Source organism: Muriventricola aceti (assembly GCF_025567565.1).
In the GTDB taxonomy this organism is placed as follows: domain Bacteria; phylum Bacillota; class Clostridia; order Oscillospirales; family Oscillospiraceae; genus Lawsonibacter; species Lawsonibacter aceti.
Map to the genome: position 1 here is coordinate 214,574 of NZ_JAOQKF010000004.1, position 24,311 is coordinate 238,884.

Here is a 24,311-nt window from a genome sequence, read left to right on the forward strand (position 1 = left end):
GTCTTATAGGCGAAAAGCAGATATGGTCGGGGCTAAAACAATACAAATTAGAAGGAAGTAAAAAAGTTAGAGGACCCTGGCGCAAATTTTTATTGAATTGTTGACGGAACGTGTTATGATTAGAAAAGGAAAATTTGTCTTTTACCAGAAATACCCCAAATCCCGGAATATAAGGAGGACCAGTGAATGTTTCGTGCAATCGGATTTATTGGCACCGGCAATATGGGCTCCGCCCTGGCCCGGGCCGCGGACAAGGGAGCCGCCCCTGGCGCCCGTCTCTATCTGTCCAACCGAACCCCCGCTAAGGCGGAGGCGCTCTGCAACCAGCTCTCTCGGGCCCAGATGTCTGATAATCAGGAGATTGCCAGGTCCTGTGATACGATCTTCCTGGGGGTGAAGCCCCAGATGATGGCCGCTGCTTTAAAGGATTTGGTTCCCGTCCTTGCCGCCCGGACCGACCGTTTCGTGGTGGTCAGTATGGCGGCCGGACTGACCTTTGAAACGCTTACTTCCCTGCTGGGCGGCTCCTATCCTCTGATTCGCATTATGCCAAACACCCCCGCCTCCATCGGGCAGGGCATTGCCCAGTTCTGTGTTCAAGGGGTAACGGAAGAGGAGAAGGCGGGCTTTTTATCTCTAATGGCCCCCTCCGGTCTGCTGGATGAGATGGATGAGCCCCTGATGGCGGTGGCCAACTGTGTATCCGGCTGTGGCATTGCCTTTGCCGCCATGTTTTTGGAGGCGCTGGCCGACGGCGGTGTGGCTTGTGGACTGGCCCGGGATAAGGCCATGATTTGCGCCGCTCAGACCCTTGTGGGCACAGGGGCCCTATATCTGGCTGAAAAGACCCATCCCGGCGCCATGAAGGATGCGGTGTGCTCCCCCGGCGGCTCCACCATTCAGGGGGTACGGCTGCTGGAGGAGCGGGCTTTCCGGTCCGCCGCCACCGACGCTGTAATTGCCGCCTATGAAAAGACCATGAAGATGACCCAGCAGGGATCTACGCCCTCCGGCCAGCTCCTCTCGCCGGACCAGAAGAAATAGTATGAGGTGATTCCAATGCGCATCGTAGTCAAAGTAGGCACCTCCACCTTAGCCCACGCCACTGGGCGATTGAACATCCGCCATGTGGAGGAGCTGGTCAAGGTGCTGTCCGACCTGAAAAACGCCGGACATGAGGTGATTTTGGTGTCCTCCGGCGCAATCGGCATGGGGGTAGGCAAGCTGAATCTATCCGGCCGGCCGGCTGATATGCCCACCAAGCAGGCCGCCGCCGCGGTGGGCCAGTGTGAGCTGATGTATACCTATGATAAGCTGTTTGCCCAGTACAACCACACAGTAGCCCAGATCCTGTTGACCGGAGAGGACGTTGACCACGACGACCGCCGGCAGAACTTTGAGAACACGATGGCCCGACTGCTGGAGCTGGGCGCTCTGCCTATCATTAATGAGAACGACACCGTTGCCACCGCCGAGATCAAGGTGGGGGACAACGACACGCTGGGCGCAATCGTAGCCTGCTCGGTGGAGGCCGACCTGCTGGTCCTTCTGTCCGACATCGAGGGGCTGTATACTGCCGACCCCCGCAAGGACCCCGCCGCCCGCCTTATCCCCACAGTGGAAGAGGTCACACCGGAAATCGAGTCCCTGGCTGACGGTAAGGGAAGCGAGCTGGCGGTGGGCGGCATGGGGACCAAGCTTCGGGCGGCCAAAATGGTCACTCAGCGGGGCTGCGATATGGTTATCACCAACGGTGCGCGCCCAGAGAACCTCTATGACATCGTAGACGGCCGGGCCGTAGGTACCCGCTTCCTGGGGAAGATTGCCCTGGAGGCCGCGCATCAAAAAGGACGGGAGACCGGGCGATGAAAAAAGTAAAGATCACCGTTCTGCGCAAGACACTTCAGGAGGACTTGGCCAGGGAATACGGAGTGGAAGGACTGTCTGCCTGTCCCATGCTTCGGGAGGGAGAGGTATTCTATGCCGATTACGCCAAACCTGACGGGTTGTGTGATGAGGCATGGAAGGCGATCTATCAATATGTATTTGCCCTGGCCCACGGGGCGGGCCAGGAGCCCTTCTACTTTGGGGACTGGATCCGCACCCCCGGTGTTGCCATCTGCTCCTGCAATGACGGCCTGCGCCCCGTCATCTTCAAGCTGGAGGCCACCGATCAGGATGTCCAAATCAATTACGTACCAGTGAGTTGAGCTCACAGACGGAAAGAAGAGATGTGCCGCTATGCCTGTAACCATGCTCCCGTCCTTCCTCTTATATTGTTTTACAGGCGGCATTACCCCCGGCCCCGCCAACCTGTGCTCCCTGTCGGCGGCCCTGCGGTATGGTCCCGGTGCGGCCCTGCGCCAATGGCGCGGGCTGTTTACCGGGTTCCTCCTCATCTCTCTGGTCTCGGTGGCCATCACTTGGCGGCTGGGCGCGGCGCTGGGCCAATACGTGGGAATGCTGTCCTGGCTGGGCGCGGTGTATATGCTGTGGCTGGCCTGGCACATAGCGCGCAGCCCGAAGTCCGGGGCTGCCAAGGACCCGGCCGCCCCCACTTTCCGGACCGGGCTGCTTATCAACCTGACAAATGTGAAAATCATGATTTTCTGTCTGACCGCGTTGAGCGCCTATGTGCTGCCCTATACCCGATCCTTCTGGGCCCTGCTGGGCGTGGGGCTGTTTCTCCCCTTCACTGGGCCGGTCTGCAACCTGGTATGGCTCTTTGCTGGGGCCTCCCTGCAGTCCCTGTTCACCAGCCACCGCAGGGCGGTAGATACCACAATGGCCGCCGCCCTAGTCCTGTGCGCGTTTAGCTTGGTATGGCCCTTTTTTACCGAGGGCCCTGCCTCCCTCGTCTCTGGTTGAAATCGAGTGTGCGCCCGTCCTTTTCTATGCTGACCTACCATGATAAAGAGGTGTTTGATATGACGACACAAGAACTGCTGCAAAAGGCCAAGGCATCCAAGGCCGCCATGGCTCTGGCAGATACTGACCGGAAAAACCGTGCCCTGCTGGCTATGGCGGATGCGCTCATCGCCCGCGCAGACCCCATCCTGGCGGCGAACGCCCTGGATATGGAGGCGGCCAGAGGGACCATCTCTGAGGTGATGCTGGACCGGCTGGCCCTGAATGAGAACCGGATCGCCGGAATGGCACAGGGTGTCCAGGAGGTGGCTGATCTCCCAGATCCGGTGGGCGTCGTCCTGAACCGAGTGGACCGGCCAAATGGCTTGGTGATTCAACGGGTCTCTGTTCCCATGGGGGTCATCGCTATCATCTACGAGTCCCGGCCCAACGTGACCTCCGACGCCGCCGCTTTGGCCCTGAAGGCCGGGTCTGCCTGCGTGCTCCGCTGTGGCAAGGAGGCCCACCACTCAGCCGCCGCCATTGTGGCTGCCCTGAAGGATGGGCTGTCCTCTGCCGGCCTGCCCAGCGAGGCACTCCAGCTGGTGGAGGACACCACCCGCCAGTCGGCGGGGGAGCTGATGGCGGCCAGGGGCCTGGTAGACCTGCTCATTCCCCGTGGCGGGGCGGGGCTGATTCGGGCGTGTGTGGACAACGCCGCCGTCCCGGTACTGGAAACAGGCACCGGCATTTGCCACATCTATGTGGACCAGTGGGCCAATCAAACGATGGCCCTGGACATTATGGAGAACGCCAAATGCTCTCGGCCCAGTGTGTGCAACGCCGCCGAGGTGTGCCTGGTCCACCGGGCCATCGCCGAGGAGTTCCTGCCCAAGCTGCGTCGGCGGCTGACGGAGGACCGGGCTGCCGCCGGCCTGCCCCCCGTGGAACTGCGCCTGGACCGCTCCGCCGCGGCGGTCATTCCGGGCACTCCCGCCGGGGAGCGGGACTTTGACACGGAGTTTTTGGACTACATTCTGGCAGTCAAGGTAGTGGACAGCTTGGAAAACGCGGTGGACCACATCGCCGCCCACTCCACCGGCCACTCTGACGCCATTGTCACCGGCGACGAGAGGGCTGCCCACGCCTTTCAACAGCGGGTGGACTCTGCCGCCGTGTACTGGAACGCCTCCACCCGCTTTACCGACGGCGGTGAATTTGGACTGGGGTGTGAGATGGGCATTTCCACCCAAAAGCTCCATGCCCGGGGCCCCCTGGGGCTGGCGGAGCTGTGTTCCTACAAAACTATCGTCCGGGGCAGCGGCCAGATACGATAGATTTGGTAAATTTTTTGTCTGGTATTTTTCCAGCTTTTGTGTATAATGAGCCCAGAGAATGACTTTTCCAGAAGGAGAAAGGATGGATTCCCATGAATCGTCATATTTTGGATTTCCTCCAGACTACCCGTGAGCTGTTGGAGTCTGACCAGGTGCGGATGATGGGCCGGTGGAAGCACCATGGCCCTATTTCCACCCTGGACCATTCCCTGTTTGTGGCCTACTTGTCCTACCGCGCCGCCAAGGTACTGGGGCTGGATGCTCGGGCCGCTGCCCGGGGAGGACTGCTCCACGACCTGTATCTGTACGACTCTAAGGATAAGTCCGCCCATCCCGGCTGGCAGTGCTTTGACCATCCACGGGCGGCCGCTCGAAACGCCGGGGAGCTGACCTGGCTGTCCGACAAGGAGCGGAACATCATCCTGTCCCATATGTGGCCCCTGGGTGGAGCTCTGCCCAGGTCTCGAGAGGCTTGGCTGGTGGACCTGGTGGACACCCTTTGCGCCGGACTGGAAATGTCCCGCGTTTACCATCCCGCCCGTCTGCGGGAGCGGCTCGGAGTGCGCCCCCTCCTGCCCGCCTGTGCCTGATTTTTATCTCTCCTCCACCTGCTGGAGGAGAGTTTTTTTGCGAAGTTGGGGGATTTTGCGGTGAAATTGTGCTTTCTGGCCTTTTTGAAAAAATTTTCCTTGTCACGGGAAAAAAGACCTGATAATATGCTATAATGTCTATAGTCCTGATTTCAGGGCCTGTTAAGCCAGAGCAAAAGGAGAATTCAATATGCGTGATCGTCAGGCCGCTTTGGAAGCCAAACGCCAGGCTCTGCTGGAGGCGGGCGTGGATATGATGGACCCCTCCTCTGTGTATGTGGAGGACTCGGTCCAGGTGGGCGAGGGGACCCAGCTCCTCCCCGGCACCATTTTACGCGGGGACACCGTGGTGGGCAGGAACTGCCAGATTGGGCCCAACGTGATGCTCACCAGCTGCACAGTGGAGGATGAATGCGCCATCAACGCCTCCCAGTGTGAGGAGAGCGTCATTCGGAAGGGCTGCCAAATTGGCCCCTATACCCACATCCGCCCCCACTGTGTGGTAGGCGAGGGGTCCAAGATCGGCGCCTTTGTCCAGCTGAAGAACTGCAATCTGGGCAAAGGGACCAAGATGGCCCACCTGACTTATGTGGGGGACAGCGACGTGGGGGACGACTGCAACTTTGGCTGCGGCACCGTCACCTGCAATTATGACGGCTTTCAGAAGCACCGCACCATCATCGGAAGCAACGTGTTCGTGGGCTGCAACACCAACTTTGTCCCCCCAGTACAGATTGGGGACGGGGCCTTTATCGCCGCTGCTACCACGGTTACCCAGGATGTGCCCCAGGACGCCATGGTCATCGGCCGCACCCGCCAGCAGGTGAAAGAGGGCTGGGCCGCCGCCAACCGGGAGAAAAAGCGCAAAAAGTGAGGGGACGCCTCACACAACATAGGAACGGGGCCGGCGGCGACAGCCGGACCCAAAAATATTAGGAGGAAGCTGTATTATGATCGCACACGGGAAGGATATCAAGGTCTTTACCGGCAATTCCAACCCCCAGCTGGCCAAGGACATCTGTAAGGAGCTGGGCATCCCCCTCGGGAGCTCCGAGGTAGGAGCCTTCTCCGATGGAGAAAATTTTGCCTCCATCTATGAGACTGTCCGCGGCTCCGACGTTTTCGTGGTCCAGTCCACCTGCTCCTTTGTCGATGAGGGAAAGCCCGGCACCGTCAACGATTCCCTGATGGAACTGCTCATCATGATCGATGCCCTGAAGCGGGCCTCCGCCGGCCGCATCACCGCTGTTATCCCCTATTTCGGCTACGCCCGCCAGGACCGCAAAACCAAGCCTCGGGACCCCATCTCCGCCAAGCTGGTGGCCAACCTGATCACCACGGCGGGAGCGGACCGGGTGCTGACCATGGACCTCCACGCCAACCAGATCCAGGGCTTCTTTGATATCCCAGTGGACAATCTGTTGGGCTCCCCCATCTTTGTGGAGCACTTTACCCAGAAGTACGCCTCCTGCCATGATGACACTATGATCGTGTCGCCCGACGTAGGCTCCGTGGCCCGGGCCCGGGCCTTTGCCCAGAAGCTGAATATGCCCCTGGCCATCGTGGACAAGCGCCGCCAGAAGGCCAACTCCTCCGAGGTCATGAATATCATCGGTGATGTGCGGGATAAGCACGTCATCCTTCTGGACGACATGGTGGATACCGGCGGTTCTCTGTGCCACGCGGCTAAGGCGCTGGTAGAGATTGGCGGCGCCCGGGATGTTACCGCCTGCGCCTCCCATGGCGTGCTGTCCGGCCCCGCCATCCAGCGCATCATGGACAGCGTGCTGGACGAGGTGATCTTCCTGAATACCATCCCCGCGAAGCCTGGTATCCAGTGCCCCAAGATCAAGTACATCTCTGTGGCCCACATGTTTGCCGAGGCCATCAGCCACATCTACATGGAGACCTCCGTTTCTCCCCTTTTCCTGTAAGAACAAACCTCCAGGGGCGGGCTTTTGCCCGCCCCTGTTTTCAAAGAAGGGACCGCGATGTTTTTGAAAAAAGATGCCGGCGGCATCAACTGGCTGCTGGTCTGCCTGGGAAATCCCGGAGAAAAGTACGAAGATACCCGCCACAACGTGGGCTTCATGGTGGCCGACGAGATCGGCGAGCGCCAGCACGCCCCCATCCAGAAGCTGAAATTCAGGGCGCTGACCAATATCTTCACCATTTCCGGGGAAAAGGTGCTGGTGATGAAGCCGGTCACCTATATGAACCTGTCTGGCGAGGCGGTGCGGCAGGCGGCAGATTTTTACAAGGTTCCGCCTGACCATGTGCTGGTAGTGTTGGACGATACCGCGCTGGCTGTGGGCAAACTGCGCGTCCGGAGGGGCGGCTCCGCCGGCGGACACAACGGGTTGAAAAGCATCATCCAGCACCTGGGCACAGATCAGTTTCCCCGCCTGCGGGTAGGCGTGGGCGAGAAGCCCCACCCGGACTACGACTTGGCCGACTGGGTGCTGGGCAGGTTCACCGGCGAGGACAAGAAGGCCATCGACGCCGCGGTGAAGCGAGCGGCCGACGGGGTGGAGTGTATTTTGAAGGACGGCCTGGAGCAGGGAATGAATCGGTTTAACGGGTAGGGCAGAACTTTTTGAGGAGGGTGTCCAGATGGGAGAGCTGATGACCGGGATCGCCTGCGGCCGGACACTGAAGAAGCTGGCGGGGATGGCCCGCCCCCTGTGGGAGCGGTGCGACCCAATGCCGCTGAGGCGCGCCATCGAGAATCGGTATGCCGGCGGCCCCCGGCGGGAGCGCCAGCTGGTCCAAGATCTCTATACCACCTATTATGTGGGTGCCCTGATCGCGGCGGGGGAGGTAGTGACGCCGGAATCTGTGATGAAGGCCCAGTTAGAGGACAGGCACAGCGGCAACGGCGCCCTGTACTGGGGGCTGGCCGCCCTGATCCATATCCAGTGGGAGCGCTGGGACCAGGCCCTTCAGGCCCAGGTTCAGGCCATGGCCAACTATGACGACTGCCCCCTGCGGCGGGACGTCCGGCGGGAGCTCCAGCGCCTGCTGTGCGTCACGGGCTACGCCTTGAAGATCCACAGTAGTACCCTGGAGGGGCTGGAGGACGATTTGTCCGCCTTGGCAGACAGCGCCGTCAACCGGTTCCAGCGGGTAGAGGCCCGGCTGCTGCTGGGGCGGTATCACCTGACTGTGGGAAATACCCAGGCGGCCCGGGACCATCTGGAATTTGCGCTGGCCCAGGGCGGGGAAACCTATGTCGGGCTGCTGGCGGACGACCTGCTGAGGGAGCTGGAGGGCCGGGAGCCCAGCCCGGAGCGCCAATGGCGTCGGGCCATGCTTCGGGTGGAAGAGGAAACCAGGAGGATGGCGGATACCTGCGATCCTTGGCCCCTGCTGGCGGCCCTGGAGGCTGCCCAAGCCTGTCAGATCCCTGCCCCTGCCCGCACCGGACTCCGGATGCTGGAGGCCACCGCTCTGGTCAACCTGGGCCGGGAGGAGGAGGCCGAGGCCCTGCTGGACCAGGTCCCGGACCAGGAGCAGGGGGATTACAGGATGCAGAAGCTGCAACTCAGGGCCATCCTGTGCAACCGCCGGGGCCGGACCGAGGAGGCGGAGGAGCTGGCCGGAAAGATGGAGGAGCTGATGGTCCAGGCGGGCAGGGACAATGGACGGCGGGAGGTGTTTTGCCTCCGGTGCACCGCCCGCCTCAAGCGGGGGGAGGCGGATGGACTGGAGGAGGGCCTTCGGCGGTACATCACCTGCGGCGGGCCTCTCCTTTCTCAGGTCGGTGACCACTTGCTGCTGGGCCGGTACTGCCTGGCCGTGGGGAGAATAGAGGAGGCCGGGGAGCACCTGACCTTTGCGGCGGAGCGGGGCGGGCCCATGTATGTGGGAAAAGAGGCGGCGCAGCTGCTTCGGACCCTCCGCCAATCCCCGCGGGACGGAAAAAATTAAGAGAGAATTAAGAGAATATACCTCTTTTTTTAACAGAGCCGTGCTATTCTGACCGGGCAATACATAGGATTTCAGGAGGTATTCTGTGATGAACCGATGGATTTTAACCCATGCCCGGCTAGCCTTCTGGCTGTGGACTGTTCCCTCCCTGGCCCTGTTGGTCTGGTATGCCGCGCGGAACGAGGGGGAGGGCCTAATGACCGCCTACGCCCTGTTTGTCCTCTGGGAAGCGGCGGGGTTTTGGGGGATCAACGGATTCCTGTGCGGCTGGGCCCGGCGGCCGGCATTCCGGGCGATGGACGAGTATTGTGACCCGGAACCCCTGCTGGAACTGTGCCGCATGGTGCTGAAGCAGAACCCCAAGTCCCTTTTTTACCGGGTGTTTGAGGGCTATGCCCTGGCTCTGTTGGGCCGGCGTAGGGAGGCGGAGGACTCTGCTCACATGGCCGCGGAGCAGCCCCGGCTGTGGAAAAACCCGCCCCTTCTAGCTGTGTGGCTCACCCAGCTCCCTCCAGAGGACCCGGAGCGGGAACGAGGAGAGCTGGCCATGGAACGGCTGGTCCGCCGGCTCTCTCCCCAAAAGCGGGCTGTCCTGGCCAGGGCCGGGACCATGCGGGACCGGGCGGCCCAGATCCAGGAGGCGCGGCCTGAGCTAGAGCCTCTGCTGCTGGCCGATCTGGAACAGGCCGGCTGTACCCGGGAACAGGTAGCGGCCCACATGGCGCTGGGGATCTATTACCAGCGCCGGGGGTTGGAGAACAAGGCCCAGGAGCATCTGTCCTTTGTGGTTGCCCGCGGGGGACGGCTGGCAGTCCGTACGGAGGCGGAGCGGATGCTGTGCCGCCTATCAGGAAAGGGTTGAGGCAAGCGGGGGACAACGTCCTTCCGGTTCGCCTGGGTTTTCTTCCTTTTGGATGACCCTCTGAACGGGGCGGTCCCACTTACCGCCCTGTTCCTCTTGACACGGGCCTATTCTGGAGTAAACTTTTATCCATACCAAAGAGATCACCCCCTGTCCGGTTGGATTGGGGGCTTTGCCGCGTTGCTTCGGAGGTTTTGTTATGATGCAGCTGCTTATTGACGCCCTGAACCGCATCCCTGAATTCCAGCAGCTCCTCTCCGCCCTGGAGGGGGGCCGCTCTCCCGCCGCCCTGTCCGGTGTGGCGGCGGTCCACCGGGCTCACATGGCCGCGGGGATTGGGACGATGACCGGGCGGCCCGTGGTAGTGGTGTGTGCCGACGAAGGGGAGGGGGAACGGCTGGCCCGGGATCTGACTGCCTTCGTAGGTCAGGAGGTGCCGGTTCTTACCCCGCGCTCCTTTACCTTCCACAATGCCGCCACCGTCTCCCGCCAGTGGGAGCACCGGAGGCTGGCCCTGATGGAGAAGCTGGCCGCGGGGCGGCTTCCCTTCCTGGTAGCCACGGTGGAGGGCTTGCTCCAGCGCACCCTTCCGCCACAGGCGCTGGAGCAGTATTGCTTCCGACTGAAAGTCGGCCAGAGCCAGGACCTGGCCCAGCTGGCGGAAGCCCTGTCGGCCGCGGGATACATCCGGTGTGACCAGGTGGAGGGTGTGGGCCAGTTCGCCCTCCGGGGCGGCATCCTGGATGTGTATGCCCCCGGTATGGATGCCCCAGCCCGGGTGGAGTTTTTCGGGGATGAGGTGGACGCCATGGGTTCCTTTGACCTGTCCACCCAGCGGCGGACGGAAAATTTGGAGGAGGTCCGTCTTCTCCCGGCCGCCGAGACGCTGCCTCAGCTGGCCCCAGGGGGACTGGCCGGGTTGTCGGAGCGGCTCCGCCAACTGGCGGCTAAGGCCGCCCAGAACGGCTTAAAGGAGCTGGCAGCCACCTTGGAGCAGGACCGGGAGGCCATTTCCCAGGGCCGTTCCTTCCCGGCTATGGACCGCTATCTGCCGTTGATCTACCCCAAGGCGGCTTCCGCCGCCCACTATCTCCCCGGAGATGCCTGTGTGGTATTCTCCGAATGCGCCCGGGTGGCTGACCGGGCCAAGACCTGGCAGTGGCAGCTGGATGAGGACGTGAAGTCCCTGCTGGAGCGGGGGCTGCTGGATGGCTCCTGCGGCGAGCTGTCCCTGACCTTCTCCCAGCTCACCGCCCTGCTGCGGGACTGGCCGGTGGTCTATCTGGACTCCTTTACCACCTCCGCCTATCCTGACCCGCCCAAGGTGCTGCTGTCCATCACCGCCAAGCAGCTTCCCTCCTTTGGGGCCAGTCTGGAGACGGCGGTCCAGGACTTGGCTCACTACCAGAACAGCGGCTTTTCCTCCTTGGTGCTGGTGTCCGGGGAGCAGCGGGCCTTGGATCTACAGGGACTGCTCCGGGAGCAGAAGGTAAAGTCGGCTGTGGATTTCCAGATGAAGGAGCTGCCCCGGCCTGGGCAGACGGTCATCACCGTGGGCGGCCTGTCCGGGGGAATGGAGTATCCATCCATCCAACTGGCCGTCATCACAGAGGGCGACCCGCGGGCCATCAAAAAGCCGCGGGCCCGGAAAGATGCCACCAACCGGCAAAAGCTGAAGTCCTACGCCGACCTGTCCCCCGGCGACCTGGTGGTTCATGAGCACCATGGAGTGGGCCGCTATGTGGGTATGGTCAAAATGCAGGTAGACGGCGTGGAGAAGGACTATGTGAAGATCGCCTATGCCGGCACCGATGTGCTCTATGTCCCAGCCACCCAACTGGATATGGTGTCCAAGTACATTGGCGGCGGCGAGGACGCGGCGGAGACCAAGAAGCTGAACAAACTGGGGGGCACCGAGTGGGAGAAGGCCAAGACCCGGGCCAAAAAAGCGGTTCAGGACCTGGCCAAGGGGCTTATTCAGCTCTACGCCCAGAGACAGCGTCAGCCAGGATATGCCTTTTCTCCTGATTCCCCATGGCAGAGGGAGTTCGAGGAGCAGTTCGAATACACCGAGACGGAGGACCAGTTGCGCTGCATCCAGGAGATCAAAACAGATATGGAGCGGGCCTCCCCAATGGACCGCCTCCTCTGTGGCGACGTGGGCTACGGAAAGACGGAGGTAGCCTTCCGGGCCATGATGAAGTGCGTGCTGGACGGCAAGCAGGCCGCTATCCTGGTGCCTACCACCGTATTGGCCCGTCAGCACTATCTCACCGCCCTGCGCCGCTTTGCCAAATATCCGGTGAACATTGACGTGGTGTCCCGGTTCCGTACCCCCGCCCAGATGAAGGAGACACTGCGTCAGGTGGAGAACGGTTCGGTCGATATCCTGATTGGCACTCACCGCCTGTTCAATAAGGATGTGAAGTTCAAGGATCTGGGGCTGCTGGTGGTGGACGAGGAGCAGCGTTTCGGTGTGCAGCACAAGGAGAAGCTGAAGGAGCAGTTCAAGCAGGTGGACGTCCTTACCCTGTCCGCCACCCCCATCCCACGCACACTGAATATGGCCCTGTCCGGTATCCGGGATATGTCTACCCTGGAGGAACCGCCGGCGGACCGCCAGCCGGTCCAGACCTATGTGCTGGAGCACGATTGGGGGGTGTTGGCCGACGCCATGCGCCGGGAGCTGGAGCGGGGCGGCCAGGTCTACTACCTCCACAACCGGGTGGAGACCATCGACCGCTGCGCCGCCCGTGTTCAGACGCTGCTGGGGGAGGATGCGGCGGTGGGTGTGGCCCACGGCAGGATGACCCAGGAGGCCATCGACGACGTGATGAGCCGGATGACCGACGGGGAGTTGAACGTGCTGGTGTGTACCACCATCATCGAGACGGGCATCGACCTGCCCAACGCCAACACCCTTATCATCGAAAACGCCGACCAGCTTGGCCTGGCCCAGCTCCACCAGATTCGGGGCCGGGTGGGCCGGTCCAGCCGCCGGGCCTTCGCCTATCTGACCTACCGTCGGGGCAAGGTGCTCACCGAGGTGGCCTCCAAGCGGCTGGAGGCTATCCGGGAGTTTGCCGAATTTGGCTCCGGCTTCAAGATCGCCATGCGGGATCTGGAGATCCGGGGGGCGGGCAATGTGCTGGGTCCGGAGCAGAGCGGCTTTATGCTCTCGGTGGGCTATGATATGTACTTGAAGCTGCTGGAGGAGGCCGTCCTGCTGGAGCAGGGACAGGAGGTCCCCACACGTGCCGAGTGCTCCGCCAACCTGTCGGTGGCCGCCTCCATCCCCGACCGGTATGTGCCCTCCCCGGAGCAGCGGATGGACCTGTACCGTCGCATCGCCGCCATCCGGGAGGAGAGCGACGCTGACGACCTGGTGGATGAGCTTATCGACCGCTACGGCGAGCCTCCAAGGACTGTAAACAACCTGATCTCCGTGGCGCTGCTCCGGGCGGACGCCGCCCGGGCCGGCGTCACCGACATCGACCAGAGGAATGGCTGCCTGCTGCTGACCATCCCTCAATTCGATCTGCGTCAGGTATCCCTCCTGTGTGGAGATCGCAAGTACAAGGGCCGGCTCCTTTTCTCCGCCGGGGAGCTCCCGTACCTCTCCCTGCGGCTGAAGCAGGGGGAGGACGCTCTGCGGGCGGCCCGTACCCTGGTGGCCGACTACGCCGCCGGAGGTGAGGGGCCCGTGGAGGAGTGACCGCCCGCCGTGGCCCGGCCCGTGCCCCAGGGGAGCGGGCCCTCACTTGCCCTTGCTCCCCGCTTCATTTTGTGTTATGATGATATGCGTCCGCGGGCCTTTGGCCTAAGAGAGACAAAACTTGTCCTGATGAGAAAGGAATCCTATCTCCATGATCATGATGAAACGAATCCTGTCCCTGGCCCTTGCGCTGGCACTGGGGACCACGCTGTTGAGCGGCTGCTCCAAGGGGGACGGCTCGGAGGACAGCAGCACCAGCGGCTCTTCCGCCGACACCTCCGCCCCCTCTGAAGTTGAGCCCATGGACCTGACCGGAGTCACGGACCCCTATCAGGCTACCGCCGGCGTCCCCGGAAACACCGTAGTGGCCAAGGTGGGCGACTATGAGATCACCGCTGAAAGCCTGCTCTACTGGCTGAACTACAACATCGAGTATCAGTTGCAGCAGTATGCCATGTTTGGCCTGACCGACCTGCCATGGGACAGCGAAACAGAGGACGGCACCTTAGCGGACACGCTAAAGAACGCTGCCCTTCAGATTGCCGCCTATTACCGCCTGGTTCCGGAACTGTGCGCGGAGAAAGGGCTGTCCCCAGATCAGGAGATGCTGGACCAGGTGGCGGCCTTTCTAGACAGCGCCGTTCAGGAGCTGGGCGGCCAGGAAACGATGGAGCACTACTTTTGGGCCAGCATGATGACCCCGGACCAGTTCCGCAGTATGTACGAGGGGGTCAGCCTGGATGAACAGCTCCAGGAGCTCTACTACGGCGAGGGGAGCGAGGGCTATCCCACCGACGCCGAGGTGCTCTCCTATGCCCAGGATGAGCTGGGCGTCTATCGGGCCAAGCACATTCTGCTGCTGACCAAGGATATGGAGCAGACTGTCACCAATGAGGACGGGACCACCGGGTATGCCCCCTTAGACGACGCCACAGTAGCGGAGAAGAAGGCGCTGGCAGATGACCTGCTGGCCCAGCTAAGGGCTGCGGAGGACCCCATCGCCCTCTTTGACGAACTGATGAACGAGCACAGCGAGGACAGCGGCCTAGCCGCCAATCCTGATGGGTACACAACCACTAAGGGCCAGATGGTCCCAGAGTTTGAGAACACTGCTTTGGCCCTGAAGGACGGGGAGATCAGCGACGTGGTGGAGAGCACCTATGGCTACCACATCATTCTTCGGCTGCCTCTGGACCCCGCTGACTACCGCGGGCAGATGGTGGCGGACAAAATGGAGATTCTGAGTCAGCAGTGGCTGGATGAGTACGGCGTCGTGCCCACCGAGGCCTTTGAGCAGATCGATCCCATCGCCTTCCGGACCCAGGTTACGGCCCTGCAGGCAGCGGTTCAGCAGGAGATCGCGGCCATCTATGAGGCCGCGGAGGATGACGCGGACTCCTCCGCCCCCTCCGATGGCTCCAGTCCCGCGACAGACAGTTCCAGCGCCTCTGGAAGCCAGGGATAAATCCAAAAAACGGGAGGCTCTCTTTTGAGAGCCTCCCGTTTTTTGCTGTTCAGGGAGCGGATTACTCCGCCCAGGCGATGAACTGGACCTCCACAGGGGCATTACCGGGCAGGGTGCCCATACCGATGGCGGCCCGGGCGCCTATGCCGGCGTCGCCCAGCTTCTCATAGAGATAGTCGGAAACCAGGTCGCCGATCTTGGCGTGGGAAGTAAAGTCGGGGGCGGCGTTGATATAAACAGTGAGGGACAGGATCTGGGTGATCTTCTCCCCAGGCTGTACACAGCTGAGGGCGGCGTTCAAGGCGTTGGCGGTGGCCTGGTCCGCGGCCTGGCGGTAGTCCTCTACGGAGACGCCGCTCTCCACCTTGCCGGACATAATCAGCTGGCCGTTCAGGCGGGGGGTCATGCCGGCGGTAAAGATCAGGTTGCCCTTCCGGACGGCGGGCTTATACTTGCCCTGCGGGATCGGATTACTCATAACAGACACTCCTTTATGTTTTGGTAATATTAAGTAGCGGCTGTGTTTAGGCGTGGTACCGCTGGGCCATCTGGCAGATGCGCTCCACAGCGGCCACGGCAGCCTGGTGATCCTGGGAGAAGTTCAGGCGGACGCTGTCCGTGAACTGGGGACCGAACTCGGTGCCGGGGGTGACGGTGACGGCGGCCTGAGCCCGGCACAGCTTAACGAACTGGTCCAGGGTGACCTTCAGAGCGGGGAGCTGGAGGAAGATGTAGCTGCCGCCCTCGGTGGGACGGGCCCAGCAGCCGGGGTACTTGGCGACAACCTTCAGCAGATCGTCCCGGATGGCCTTGTGGTCGGCTACCCGCTTCTCCATCCACCCATCGGGCTCGGAGAACCAGCTGAGATAGGCGGACTGGCAGTAGCCGGCGGTCCGCAGGGACACGATAGCCTGGAGCTTTTCCATGCGGGTGATGATGTGGGCGGAGCCGTAGGCCACACCCAGACGGAAGCCGCTGAGGGACTCGGTCTTGGAGGGGCCAATGATGGTGATCAGAGTGTCGGGCTTCTCCTCCAGGGCGCGCAGGTGGGTGTAGGGCTGGTCCTTATCGAAGAGCTGGCGGGAGTACAGCTCGTCGGCGATGACGGCCACATTGTACTTCTTGGCCAGCCGGCCGATGGCGGCTACCTCTTCAGGGGAGTAGATGACACCAGTGGGGTTATTGGGGTTGGAGTACAGGAATACCTTTACGCCGCTCTGGAAGGCCTTTTCCAGCGCCTCCAGGTCCAGACCGGAGTAACGGTCCACATCCTTCCAGTGGATGGGCACAGGGACCAGCTCGCCGTCAAAGAACTCCACCAGCTTGCGGTTGGCAAAATAGTCGGGCTCGATGATGGCCACCTTGTCCCCGCGACCGATGAGGGAGCCCATGGCCAGGAACAGTGCGCCCTGGGTGCCGGGAGTCAGAATCAGCTCGCTGGCCGCGTCCACAGGGGCGCCGCTAAACTCGGTGAGCTTCTGGGCCAGATAGGCGCGGATATCGCTCTTGCCGCGGTACTCGGTGTAGGCCTGGTGGCCGCCTCCCACCACATAGCCCTCCACAAACTTCTCCAAGCTGCCGGGGATGGGCTTGTGTGCGTCCACGTCGCCGTGGGAGAAGTCTACGGGGGTGCCGGGGATGGGATCGCCCTCCATGGGCAGAGCCTCCTGCTTCTGCAGGGTCTCCTGGCCGGGAGCGTTGTCACAGCCCAGCTTTGAGAATTTTTCAGTGATGTAATCCATATTCAACATACCTCCTGAATAGTGGTCAGTGCCGTCTCCTCCAGAGGAGGAAGAGTGCCGGTCCGCCTTTGATAGCTCTATTTTAGTAGCATCCCGCCAGAAAATCAATTACAGAAAATTATATAAGAATATATCTAAAAAATTTTAAGGTTGCCCCAAGGGGCCCTGTTGAGGTAAAATAAATCATTCTAATACGATTAAAATAAGGAGGGAGGTCCTATGCTCCGAGACAGGGAATATGTCTATGCTGTTTACCAGGAGCGCAGCTTTTCCAGGGCGGCCCAGCGGCTGTTTATTTCTCAGCCAGCCCTCAGCAGCAAGGTGAAGAAGGTGGAGGAGCGGGTGGGAGCCCCCCTCTTTGACCGCAGCACCAACCCCATCCGCCTGACTCCCGCCGGCAAATGCTATGTGGAGGCGGTGGAGCAGGTGATGGGCATAGAGGACGAGCTCCGCAGCCGCCTCGCCCAGCTGGCCGACCAGCGGGAGGGGGCCATCACCATTGGAGCATCCGCCTATTTCTGCTCCTATGTGCTGTCTGAGCTGGCGATGGAATTTCAGCGCCGGTACCCCGGCTATGTGGTCAGCCTGCTGGAAGGCAATACCAGCGACCTGACTAAGTGTCTACAGTCCGGTGTCATTGACTTCATGCTGGATATTTACCCCTTGGATACCAACCTGTTTCAGGGCCAGCTTTGGGGGCAGGAGGAGCTGATCCTGGCCGTCCCGGCGGGACTGGAGATCAACCAGGAGATGGCGGAGTGGCGCCTCACGTTTGAACAGGTCCGATCAGGCAGCGGCATGGGGGTGGACAGCCACCGGACGCCTCTGTCCGCCTTTGCCAAGGAGGGCTTTCTGCTGCTGAAGAAGGGGAGCGACACCTACCGCCGGGTGCTGAAGCTGTGCCGCAACGCGGGCTTTACCCCCAAGGTGAATATGTACCTGGACCAGATGCTGACCGCCTATCATGTGGCGGAGAACGGCCATGGCCTCACCTTTGTCCGCCCCCGGGTGCTGGACCATGTGAAGCCCACGGACCAGCTCTACTTCTACGAGATCGACGACGAGAATGTGATGCGGACCCTCTATCTCTACTACCGGAGGGAATCTTCCCTCCCGGCTATCTATACCGATTTCCTGGACTTTATGGACAAAAATCGGCAGGAGGAGTGAACCCACACCCCCGAACCTCTGGTTCGGGGGATTTTTATGCCCCAGCCTCTCTTTTTTTCTTCCCCCCAGGATTCTCCAAAAAATGGACAGGCCCAAGGCTATACTGAAAGAGAAGCTGAGAAGGAGCGTGGTACATATGAGTGACTGGCACAGCCGGCCTTTGGAACAGGTAATGAAAGAGCTGGACAGCCGTCCCTCCGGCCTGACGGAGCGGGAGAGCGCCCAGCGGCTGGAGCGGCTGGGTCCCAACCAACTGGAGCCGCCCAGAAAGCCCTCTGTGCTGGCCCGGGTGCTAGGCCAGTTGAAGGACCCTATGATCCTGGTGCTGCTGGGGGCGGCCGCCCTGTCCCTGGCGGCCAGCGGCGGGGAGGACTGGTTGGACGGCGCTATCATTCTAATTATTGTTCTGGTCAACGGAGTCATCTCCATCACCCAGGAGGACCACGCCCAGCAGGCCTTGGAGGAGCTGAGGCGGATGTCCTCCCCACAGGCCCATGTCCTGCGGGAGGGGCGGGCAAAAAAGATATCCGCCGCCGCCCTGGTGCCTGGGGACGTGATCCTGCTGGAGGCGGGGGACATGGTGCCCGCTGACGCTAGAGTTATGGAGTGCAGCCGCCTCCAGGCGGACGAGTCGGCCATGACCGGCGAATCGGTCCCCGTGGAAAAGGGAGCCCACGACCGGCTGCCTGAGGAGGCCGCTCTGGGGGACCGGACCAACATGGTGCTCTCTGGCACCATGATCACCGCCGGCCGAGGGACCGCCCTGGTGGTGGCCACGGGGATGGACACCCAGATGGGGCGGATCGCCAACCTGCTTCTGGAGGACAAGGAGGGCGACACGCCGCTCCAGCGAAAAATGGGGGAGATCTCCAAATCCCTGTCCTTCCTGTGCCTGTCGGTGTGCGCTGTCATGTTCGGAGTGGGACTGATTCAGGGAAAAAATATGCTGGATATGTTTCTTACCGCCGTATCCCTGGCGGTAGCTGCCATTCCTGAGGGGCTGCCAGCCATCGTCACCATCGTCCTGGCCCTGGGCATCCAGCGTATGGCGGCCCGGGGGGCCATAGTAAAAAAGCTGCCTGCCGTAGAAACGCTGGGCTGTGCCAGCGTCATCTGCTCGGATAAGACAGGGACACTGACCCAAAACCGGATGACGGTCCAGGAGCTATGGACACCTGCTGGCGGCCATCGGCGGGACGCCCTGCTGGCCGGCTGCCTGTGCTCTGACGCCAGGCTGGAGTGGAAGGCGGGGGCGCCTACCGCTGTCGGTGACCCCACCGAAGGGGCCTTGGTGGTGGCGGCCGCCCGGGAAGGGGTGGACCAGGAAAAGGAGGAACAGAACTGGCCACGGACGGCGGATCTGCCCTTTGACTCCGGACGAAAGCTTATGTCCACCATTCATGCCAGGGAGGACGGGAGCTGGACTGTTTTTGTCAAGGGGGCCCCTGACATCCTGCTGGAGCGATGTGTGGCTGGCCCCCGCGGGCCTCTGTCCGCCCAAGACAGGCGGGCGGTGCTGGAGGCCAATGAGGCCATGGCCCAAAAAGCCCTGCGTGTCATCGCCGTGGCCCGGCGGGAGCTGCACATCCTGCCGCCTGGGCTGGAGCCGCGGGCGGTGGAGAGCGGCTTGACCTTCCTGGGTCTCTTTGGCCTGATGGACCCGCCCCGGCCGGAGGTAAAGGCGGCCGTGGCTCGCTGCCACCTGGCCGGAGTCCGTCCCGTGATGATCACCGGAGACCACAGGGCAACCGCCGCCGCCGTGGCCCGGGAGCTGGACATTATCCGCCCCGGAGAGTGGACCGTGACAGGCGGCGAGCTGGACTTCATGCCCCAGGAGGTGTTGGAGGAGGACATCGAAAAATTTGCCGTCTTTGCCCGGGTGACTCCGGAGCACAAAATGCGCATCGTAAAGGCGTGGCAGAAGCGGGGCCATGTGGTGGCCATGACTGGAGACGGCGTCAATGATGCCCCTGCCCTCAAGACGGCGGACATCGGCTGCGCCATGGGAGTGGCGGGCACCGACGTGGCCAAGGGGGCAGCCCACATGATTCTCACGGACGACAACTTCTCCACCATCGTTTCCGCCATCGAGGAAGGGCGGGGCATCTACTCCAACATTCGAAAAGCCATTCACTACCTCCTCTCCTGCAACATCGGGGAGATCTTCACCATCTTTGCCGCCACTCTGCTGGACTTCGGACAGATGCCTCTGGTCCCTGTGCAGCTGCTTTGGCTCAACCTGGTTACAGACTCCCTGCCCGCCCTGGCGCTGGGGGTGGAGCCTGTGGAGGAGGGGGTTATGGAAGAGAAGCCAAGGGACGCCGCGGCCGGCCTCTTTGATCAAAAATTTTCTTTCCGACTGGCCTGGCAGGGCCTGATGGTGGGCGGACTCACCCTGGCGGCTTACTTTTTGGGCTTTACCAGGCTGGCTGCTCCAGGCATGGAGGGGGCCGTGGCCAACACCATGGCCTTTGCCACGCTGACCCTGTGCCAGCTGTTTCACGCCTTCAATGTCCGCAGCGAGGACCGCTCCCTCTTTGCCCAGGGGGCGCTGTCCAACCCGGCTATGAACCGGGCGTTCCTGGTGGGAATGGCGCTTCAACTGTCGGTGCTGCTGGTGCCTCCGCTCCAGGGCGTATTTGCGGTGACTGCCATGGACAGCGCCCAGTGGTTAGCTGTCTTTGGGCTGGCGGCGGCCCCCATTCCCATCTGCGAGATCACCAAGGCGCTGGGACGGAAGGGAGAGCGAGGGGAGCGGGAGGAGCGGTCTGCCGTCAGAGAGAAAGCAAAACGGTAAAAGTCCCTCCATTCCAGCGGGAAAAATTGATTTTTACATAATCTCCCTTCTTCTTGGCAAACTATGCCGGAAGGAGGGAGCTGTCATGTCAAACAAAAATCAGGTGGACGGGCCCCATCCCCGCAAGGAACCCCTGTTTCCCGGACCGCTCTCACTGGAAAATCTGGAGGCGGCATTTGCCGGCTGTGCCGACTTCAGCAAGCGGCAGATGTACCTCCACGGGGACAGGGAGCGGATGGTGACTGTCTGTTATCTGTTGGGAATGGCCCGAAATGAGAGACTGAACGACTATATCCTGCGTCCCCTGACCCAGAATCCGGCACTGAGCCAGGTGTCAGAGGGAGAATTGTTTTCTATGCTCCAGTATGGGGCCTTATACAATCTGGCCGCGGTCCGGCGGGATACACTGGACGATGTGGTCAATGACCTGATCCTGGGAAGCTGCGCTTTGTTTTTTGACGGCCGGATAGACGCGCTTACTCTGCCTGTCCCCACAGAGGAAAAACGGTCGGTGGGGGAGCCGGACAATGAACCTGCCCTGAAGGGAAGCCGTGAGTCCTTTGTGGAGTCGGTGCGTACCAACACCGCTATGGTACGCCGCCATCTGAAGGCCCCCCAACTGAAAATCAAGGAGCAGATCGTAGGCCGGCAGTCCAGGACGGTGGTGGATGTACTCTTTTTGGACGGCATCGCCGATCCGGACACTGTGTCCCAGCTGGAGGAAAGGCTGGCGGACCTGGATATAGACGGGGTGGAAGCGACCGGCAATCTGGAGGAGTATCTGGTGGAGGGAGACAGAAGCCCCTTCCCTCTGATGGCCTATACCCAGCGGCCGGACCGCTTCTGCCAGGGCCTGCTGGAGGGAAGGGTGGGCCTGCTGGCCGACGGGATCCCCCTGGGGTGGCTGGTGCCTGGCACTATCGACCAGTTTTTCAAGACCGGACAGGACCAAGCCTACCACTGGATGGTGTCCTCCGCCCTCCGACTGATTCGCTGGTTTTGCGCCCTGGTCACCCTGGTGGTGCCCGGCCTCTATATCGCTTTGGTTACCTTTCATCCGGAGGCCATCCCGGTGAAGCTGGCCCTGTCCATTGTGGCCGCTAAACAGGAAGTGCCATTTTCCACTGTCTTTGAAGTGTTAATTATGCTGCTGGCCTTTGAGGTCATTCAGGAGGCTGGCCTCCGTCTTCCGGGCCCTATCGGGTCCGCTGTATCCATTCTGGGCGGCCTGGTGGTGGGCAACGCCGCGGTAGAGGCCCATATCGTGTCCCCGGCGGTCCTCATCGCCGTTGCCATCGCCGGGGTGGCGGGGTACGCCCAGCCCTCCCAGGACTTTGGCAACGCCCTGCGGCTGTGGCGGTTCCTGCTGGCCGTCCTGGCCAGTGTGGGCGGGCTGTTCGGCCTGGCCATGGGCTGGGCCGCCCTGATCTATCACCTGGCCGGGCTGGAGAGCTTTGGCATCCCCTATCTGGCCCCCTTTACCACTGGGGCTGGGGCCAGGAGAGGCCACCCTACCTTGATCCGCCTGCCCCTGCCGCGAATGAAGTGGCGGGATGGAGCCTATGACACCAAGAACCGGAGGAATCAGAAATGAGAGGACGGCTGTGTGCCTTGGCCCTTGCCTGTGCTTTTTTAGCTGGGTGCTCCCCGCTGCCCAGGGCCAGGGAAATGGGGGACATGGCCCTGTTGCGTACCATGGGAGTAGACTGGCTGGAAACGGGACTGTCCGTCACCGCCTCCACCGGTCCACGGGCCAGAGGGCTGCAGGCGGAGGGACAGTCTGCCCTAGTCCTATCCGCCCAGAGCCAGTCCCTCAGTGGAGCCTGCCTGGCCATGCAGGGCCAGAGCGACAGCTATGTGTTTTTCGGATATGTAGACCAGCTTTTGCTCGGGGAGGAGCTGGCCCGCCATGGGGTAGTATCTGTGCTGGACTACTTTGCCCGGGATGTGGAGCTGGGACTTGGAGCTCAACTGTGGCTGGTCCGGGAGGCCTCTGCGGAGGAAGCGGTTCGATCTGGCGGAGATCAGGGGGTGGAGGCCCGCCTTTCCACCCTGCAGATCGACAGCGAGATGGGGGTGGCGACCATCTCCCGTACTGCCGGGGAGGTGTATGCCGACCTGCTGGAGCAGGGGGCGGCCTATGTCCCAGCCCTTATCCCGGCGGAAGGGGGGGAGGGGGACGCCTCCCTGCTGGAGGGCGGCTATGGTATCTTGAAGGGTGAGCTGCTGGCGGGATATCTGGAGGGGCGGGAGGCCCGGGGGCTAGAACTGCTGGCCGGCAGGCCGGGAGTCAATCTCCTGGAGGGCGAACTGCCCGAAAACCGGGCCGCGCTCCGCGTGACACAGGCCCATACAGAGATGTCCCCTATCTGGGAAGGAAATAAGCTGATGGGGCTGACGCTGACCTGCCGCGTCGAAGCGGACCTGTTGGAGTACCGCTACCCCCTGTCCGACCAGGAGCGGAAAGAATTGACCGGACGGCTGGCCAGCCAGGTGGAAAACCAAATTAGGGGGGCGCTGGACAAGCTCCGCCAGTGGCAGGCGGACTGCCTGGGGCTGGGCGCCCAGGTGGCCCTGACCTCGCCCGGCAAATGGCAGGCCATCCAGGAGGACTGGCCCAGTATCTTTGCCGCGCTGGAACCAGACCTCCAGATCAGGGTATCGATCCAGGAGTGAGGAAAGAGGGAAGCTTGTGAAGAACAACGACCATATTTCACGCACCCAGCTCATGACCATGGTGTGGGCCGGACTGCTGGCCCCGGCGGCGGAGCTGCTGCCCAGTCTGACCCTGCCTGCCGCGGGGAAAGGCGCCTGGCTGGCTCCGCTGGCCGCCGCCCCTCTGACGCTGGTATCGGGCTGGCTGCTGGGACGGCTTTCCGGGGGGCGGGGGCTGGCGTTCGCCTTTTGCGAGCGGCTGGGCAGGGCAGGGGGAAACTTGCTCCTCATTATATATATAGTGTGGGCGGAGCTCCTTCTGGCCATCCGCCTTCGCGCTTGTGCCCAGCGCCTGCTGGCTTCGGGTTACCGGGACGGATCGCTGATCTTTTTCTTGGCGGCCCTGGCTTTGATGGCCCTCTGGATGGGAACTGGCCGGCTCGCTCCTTTTGCCCGGGCGGCGCAGCTTTTTCTGGTGGTCCTTCTGGGGACGGCGGCAGTGGTCCTAGTTTTGTCCCTAGGACAGGTGAAGGCGGAGCACTTGCTGCCGCTGTGGAGTGGGGACGTGCCAGGAATACTCCGCTCCGCCCTGCCCGCCTTTGGGGTGGTGGGCTGGGGCGGCTGGGCCGCCTTCCTGACAGGCTCTCTGGAGGGGCAGAAGGAAAAGCGGAACTGGCATTGGCTGTTTTGGGGGCTAGGCGGGATGGCCCTGCTTACTTTGGCTCAGGCCGTTATCCTGGGTAACCTGGGACCTCGGCTGGCCGCAGGGCTGGACAGCCCCTTCTTTGCCCTGGCCAAGAGCGTAGGCGTTGAAGGCGCGTTTCAACGGGTGGAGAGCGTAGTGTCCGCGCTATGGACCTTTTCAGACCTGACCATGGCGGCCCTCCTTCTATTTTCTATCCGGGCTATGGCCAGGACTGCCATTCCCAGACTCAGGGAGCGGGGACTGGCGGCGGGGGCGTTGGCCGTCGCCGCGGTGGGCGCCCTGGCTGGCTTCTCCGACGGAGCGGCGGCAGAGCGATGGAGCCGAGAGGTCCTGCCCTGGGGGCATATCATTCTGACGTTGGGTATCCCACTCCTACTGTGTCTGTCGGATGCCTTTGTGAAAAAAGACACAGGCGGTCCAGATATAGTGGTAGGAGGGAGTGAAGGAGGGGAAGATATAGTGTAGGTAAGGAGGGGATAAAAAAAGGGGAAAAAA

General features: G+C 61.9%; 20 protein-coding genes. 18 read left to right on the forward strand and 2 right to left on the reverse strand.

Going from position 1 to position 24,311, the window contains the following annotated elements; genetic code table 11:
- Positions 1-186 precede the first annotated feature (186 nt).
- From proC to OCV64_RS06530, 13 genes are all read left to right on the forward strand, one after another.
- Entirely contained in the window at positions 187-1,044 is an 858-nt protein-coding gene (gene proC, locus OCV64_RS06470) for a pyrroline-5-carboxylate reductase (RefSeq protein ID WP_240288844.1), read from the forward strand.
- Between the two features lie 15 nt (positions 1,045-1,059).
- Complete coding sequence (gene proB, locus OCV64_RS06475) at positions 1,060-1,869, forward strand: glutamate 5-kinase (RefSeq protein WP_186853183.1); 810 nt, start codon at positions 1,060-1,062, stop codon at positions 1,867-1,869.
- Positions 1,866-2,210 carry a TIGR04076 family protein gene (locus OCV64_RS06480; RefSeq protein ID WP_262669605.1) on the forward strand — a complete coding sequence of 115 codons (345 nt, stop codon included), beginning with the start codon at positions 1,866-1,868 and terminating at the stop codon, positions 2,208-2,210. Before proB ends, OCV64_RS06480 begins: the two co-directional genes overlap by 4 nt.
- Before the next feature lie 31 nt (positions 2,211-2,241).
- Positions 2,242-2,868 (forward strand): LysE family transporter, encoded by a 627-nt coding sequence (locus tag OCV64_RS06485; RefSeq protein WP_262669606.1) that lies wholly within the window; start codon positions 2,242-2,244, stop codon positions 2,866-2,868.
- A gap of 59 nt (positions 2,869-2,927) precedes the next feature.
- Positions 2,928-4,184: a glutamate-5-semialdehyde dehydrogenase gene (locus OCV64_RS06490; RefSeq protein WP_262669607.1), complete on the forward strand. Its 1,257-nt coding sequence runs from the start codon at positions 2,928-2,930 to the stop codon at positions 4,182-4,184.
- Between the two features lie 92 nt (positions 4,185-4,276).
- The gene (locus OCV64_RS06495) at positions 4,277-4,774 is read left to right on the forward strand and encodes an HDIG domain-containing metalloprotein (RefSeq protein WP_147572609.1); all 498 of its coding nucleotides are present in this window, start codon (positions 4,277-4,279) and stop codon (positions 4,772-4,774) included.
- Between the two features lie 190 nt (positions 4,775-4,964).
- The gene (locus tag OCV64_RS06500; RefSeq protein WP_262669608.1) at positions 4,965-5,648 is read left to right on the forward strand and encodes a GlgC family sugar phosphate nucleotidyltransferase; all 684 of its coding nucleotides are present in this window, start codon (positions 4,965-4,967) and stop codon (positions 5,646-5,648) included.
- 76 nt (positions 5,649-5,724) lie between these two features.
- Positions 5,725-6,708, forward strand: coding sequence for a ribose-phosphate pyrophosphokinase (locus tag OCV64_RS06505; protein WP_147572613.1), 984 nt, complete (start codon positions 5,725-5,727; stop codon positions 6,706-6,708).
- Positions 6,709-6,765: 57 nt separating this feature from the next.
- A complete protein-coding gene (gene pth / locus OCV64_RS06510) occupies positions 6,766-7,359 on the forward strand; it encodes an aminoacyl-tRNA hydrolase (protein WP_240288842.1) in 594 nt (197 codons plus the stop codon).
- Between the two features lie 28 nt (positions 7,360-7,387).
- The gene (locus OCV64_RS06515) at positions 7,388-8,704 is read left to right on the forward strand and encodes a tetratricopeptide repeat protein (RefSeq protein ID WP_262669609.1); all 1,317 of its coding nucleotides are present in this window, start codon (positions 7,388-7,390) and stop codon (positions 8,702-8,704) included.
- An 88-nt stretch (positions 8,705-8,792) separates the two neighbouring features.
- The gene (locus OCV64_RS06520) at positions 8,793-9,566 is read left to right on the forward strand and encodes a hypothetical protein (RefSeq protein ID WP_240288840.1); all 774 of its coding nucleotides are present in this window, start codon (positions 8,793-8,795) and stop codon (positions 9,564-9,566) included.
- Between the two features lie 202 nt (positions 9,567-9,768).
- A complete protein-coding gene (mfd, locus tag OCV64_RS06525) occupies positions 9,769-13,281 on the forward strand; it encodes a transcription-repair coupling factor (RefSeq protein ID WP_394803818.1) in 3,513 nt (1,170 codons plus the stop codon).
- Between the two features lie 151 nt (positions 13,282-13,432).
- Positions 13,433-14,746 carry a peptidylprolyl isomerase gene (locus tag OCV64_RS06530; protein ID WP_262669610.1) on the forward strand — a complete coding sequence of 438 codons (1,314 nt, stop codon included), beginning with the start codon at positions 13,433-13,435 and terminating at the stop codon, positions 14,744-14,746.
- A gap of 61 nt (positions 14,747-14,807) precedes the next feature.
- On the opposite strand, the gene OCV64_RS06535 is transcribed toward OCV64_RS06530, so the two are convergent.
- Together OCV64_RS06535 and OCV64_RS06540 are read right to left on the reverse strand one after the other, a co-directional pair.
- Positions 14,808-15,224, reverse strand: coding sequence for a RidA family protein (locus tag OCV64_RS06535; RefSeq protein WP_147572623.1), 417 nt, complete (start codon positions 15,222-15,224; stop codon positions 14,808-14,810).
- Positions 15,225-15,270: 46 nt separating this feature from the next.
- Positions 15,271-16,488: a pyridoxal phosphate-dependent aminotransferase gene (locus tag OCV64_RS06540; protein ID WP_147572625.1), complete on the reverse strand. Its 1,218-nt coding sequence runs from the start codon at positions 16,486-16,488 to the stop codon at positions 15,271-15,273.
- A gap of 219 nt (positions 16,489-16,707) precedes the next feature.
- Between OCV64_RS06540 and OCV64_RS06545 the strand changes: the two genes are divergently transcribed.
- The 5 genes from OCV64_RS06545 (at position 16,708) to OCV64_RS06565 (ending at position 24,281) form a co-directional block, all read left to right on the forward strand.
- On the forward strand, positions 16,708-17,658 hold the full coding sequence (locus OCV64_RS06545; protein WP_262669611.1) for a LysR family transcriptional regulator: 951 nt from the start codon (positions 16,708-16,710) through the stop codon (positions 17,656-17,658).
- A gap of 136 nt (positions 17,659-17,794) precedes the next feature.
- Entirely contained in the window at positions 17,795-20,455 is a 2,661-nt protein-coding gene (locus OCV64_RS06550; RefSeq protein ID WP_262669612.1) for a cation-translocating P-type ATPase, read from the forward strand.
- Positions 20,456-20,540: 85 nt separating this feature from the next.
- Entirely contained in the window at positions 20,541-22,049 is a 1,509-nt protein-coding gene (locus OCV64_RS06555) for a spore germination protein (RefSeq protein WP_147572631.1), read from the forward strand.
- A complete protein-coding gene (locus OCV64_RS06560) occupies positions 22,046-23,131 on the forward strand; it encodes a Ger(x)C family spore germination C-terminal domain-containing protein (RefSeq protein WP_262669613.1) in 1,086 nt (361 codons plus the stop codon). The genes OCV64_RS06555 and OCV64_RS06560 overlap by 4 nt, the downstream gene beginning before the upstream one ends.
- A 16-nt stretch (positions 23,132-23,147) precedes the next feature.
- Positions 23,148-24,281 (forward strand): GerAB/ArcD/ProY family transporter, encoded by a 1,134-nt coding sequence (locus OCV64_RS06565; protein ID WP_262669614.1) that lies wholly within the window; start codon positions 23,148-23,150, stop codon positions 24,279-24,281.
- Positions 24,282-24,311 lie beyond the last annotated feature (30 nt).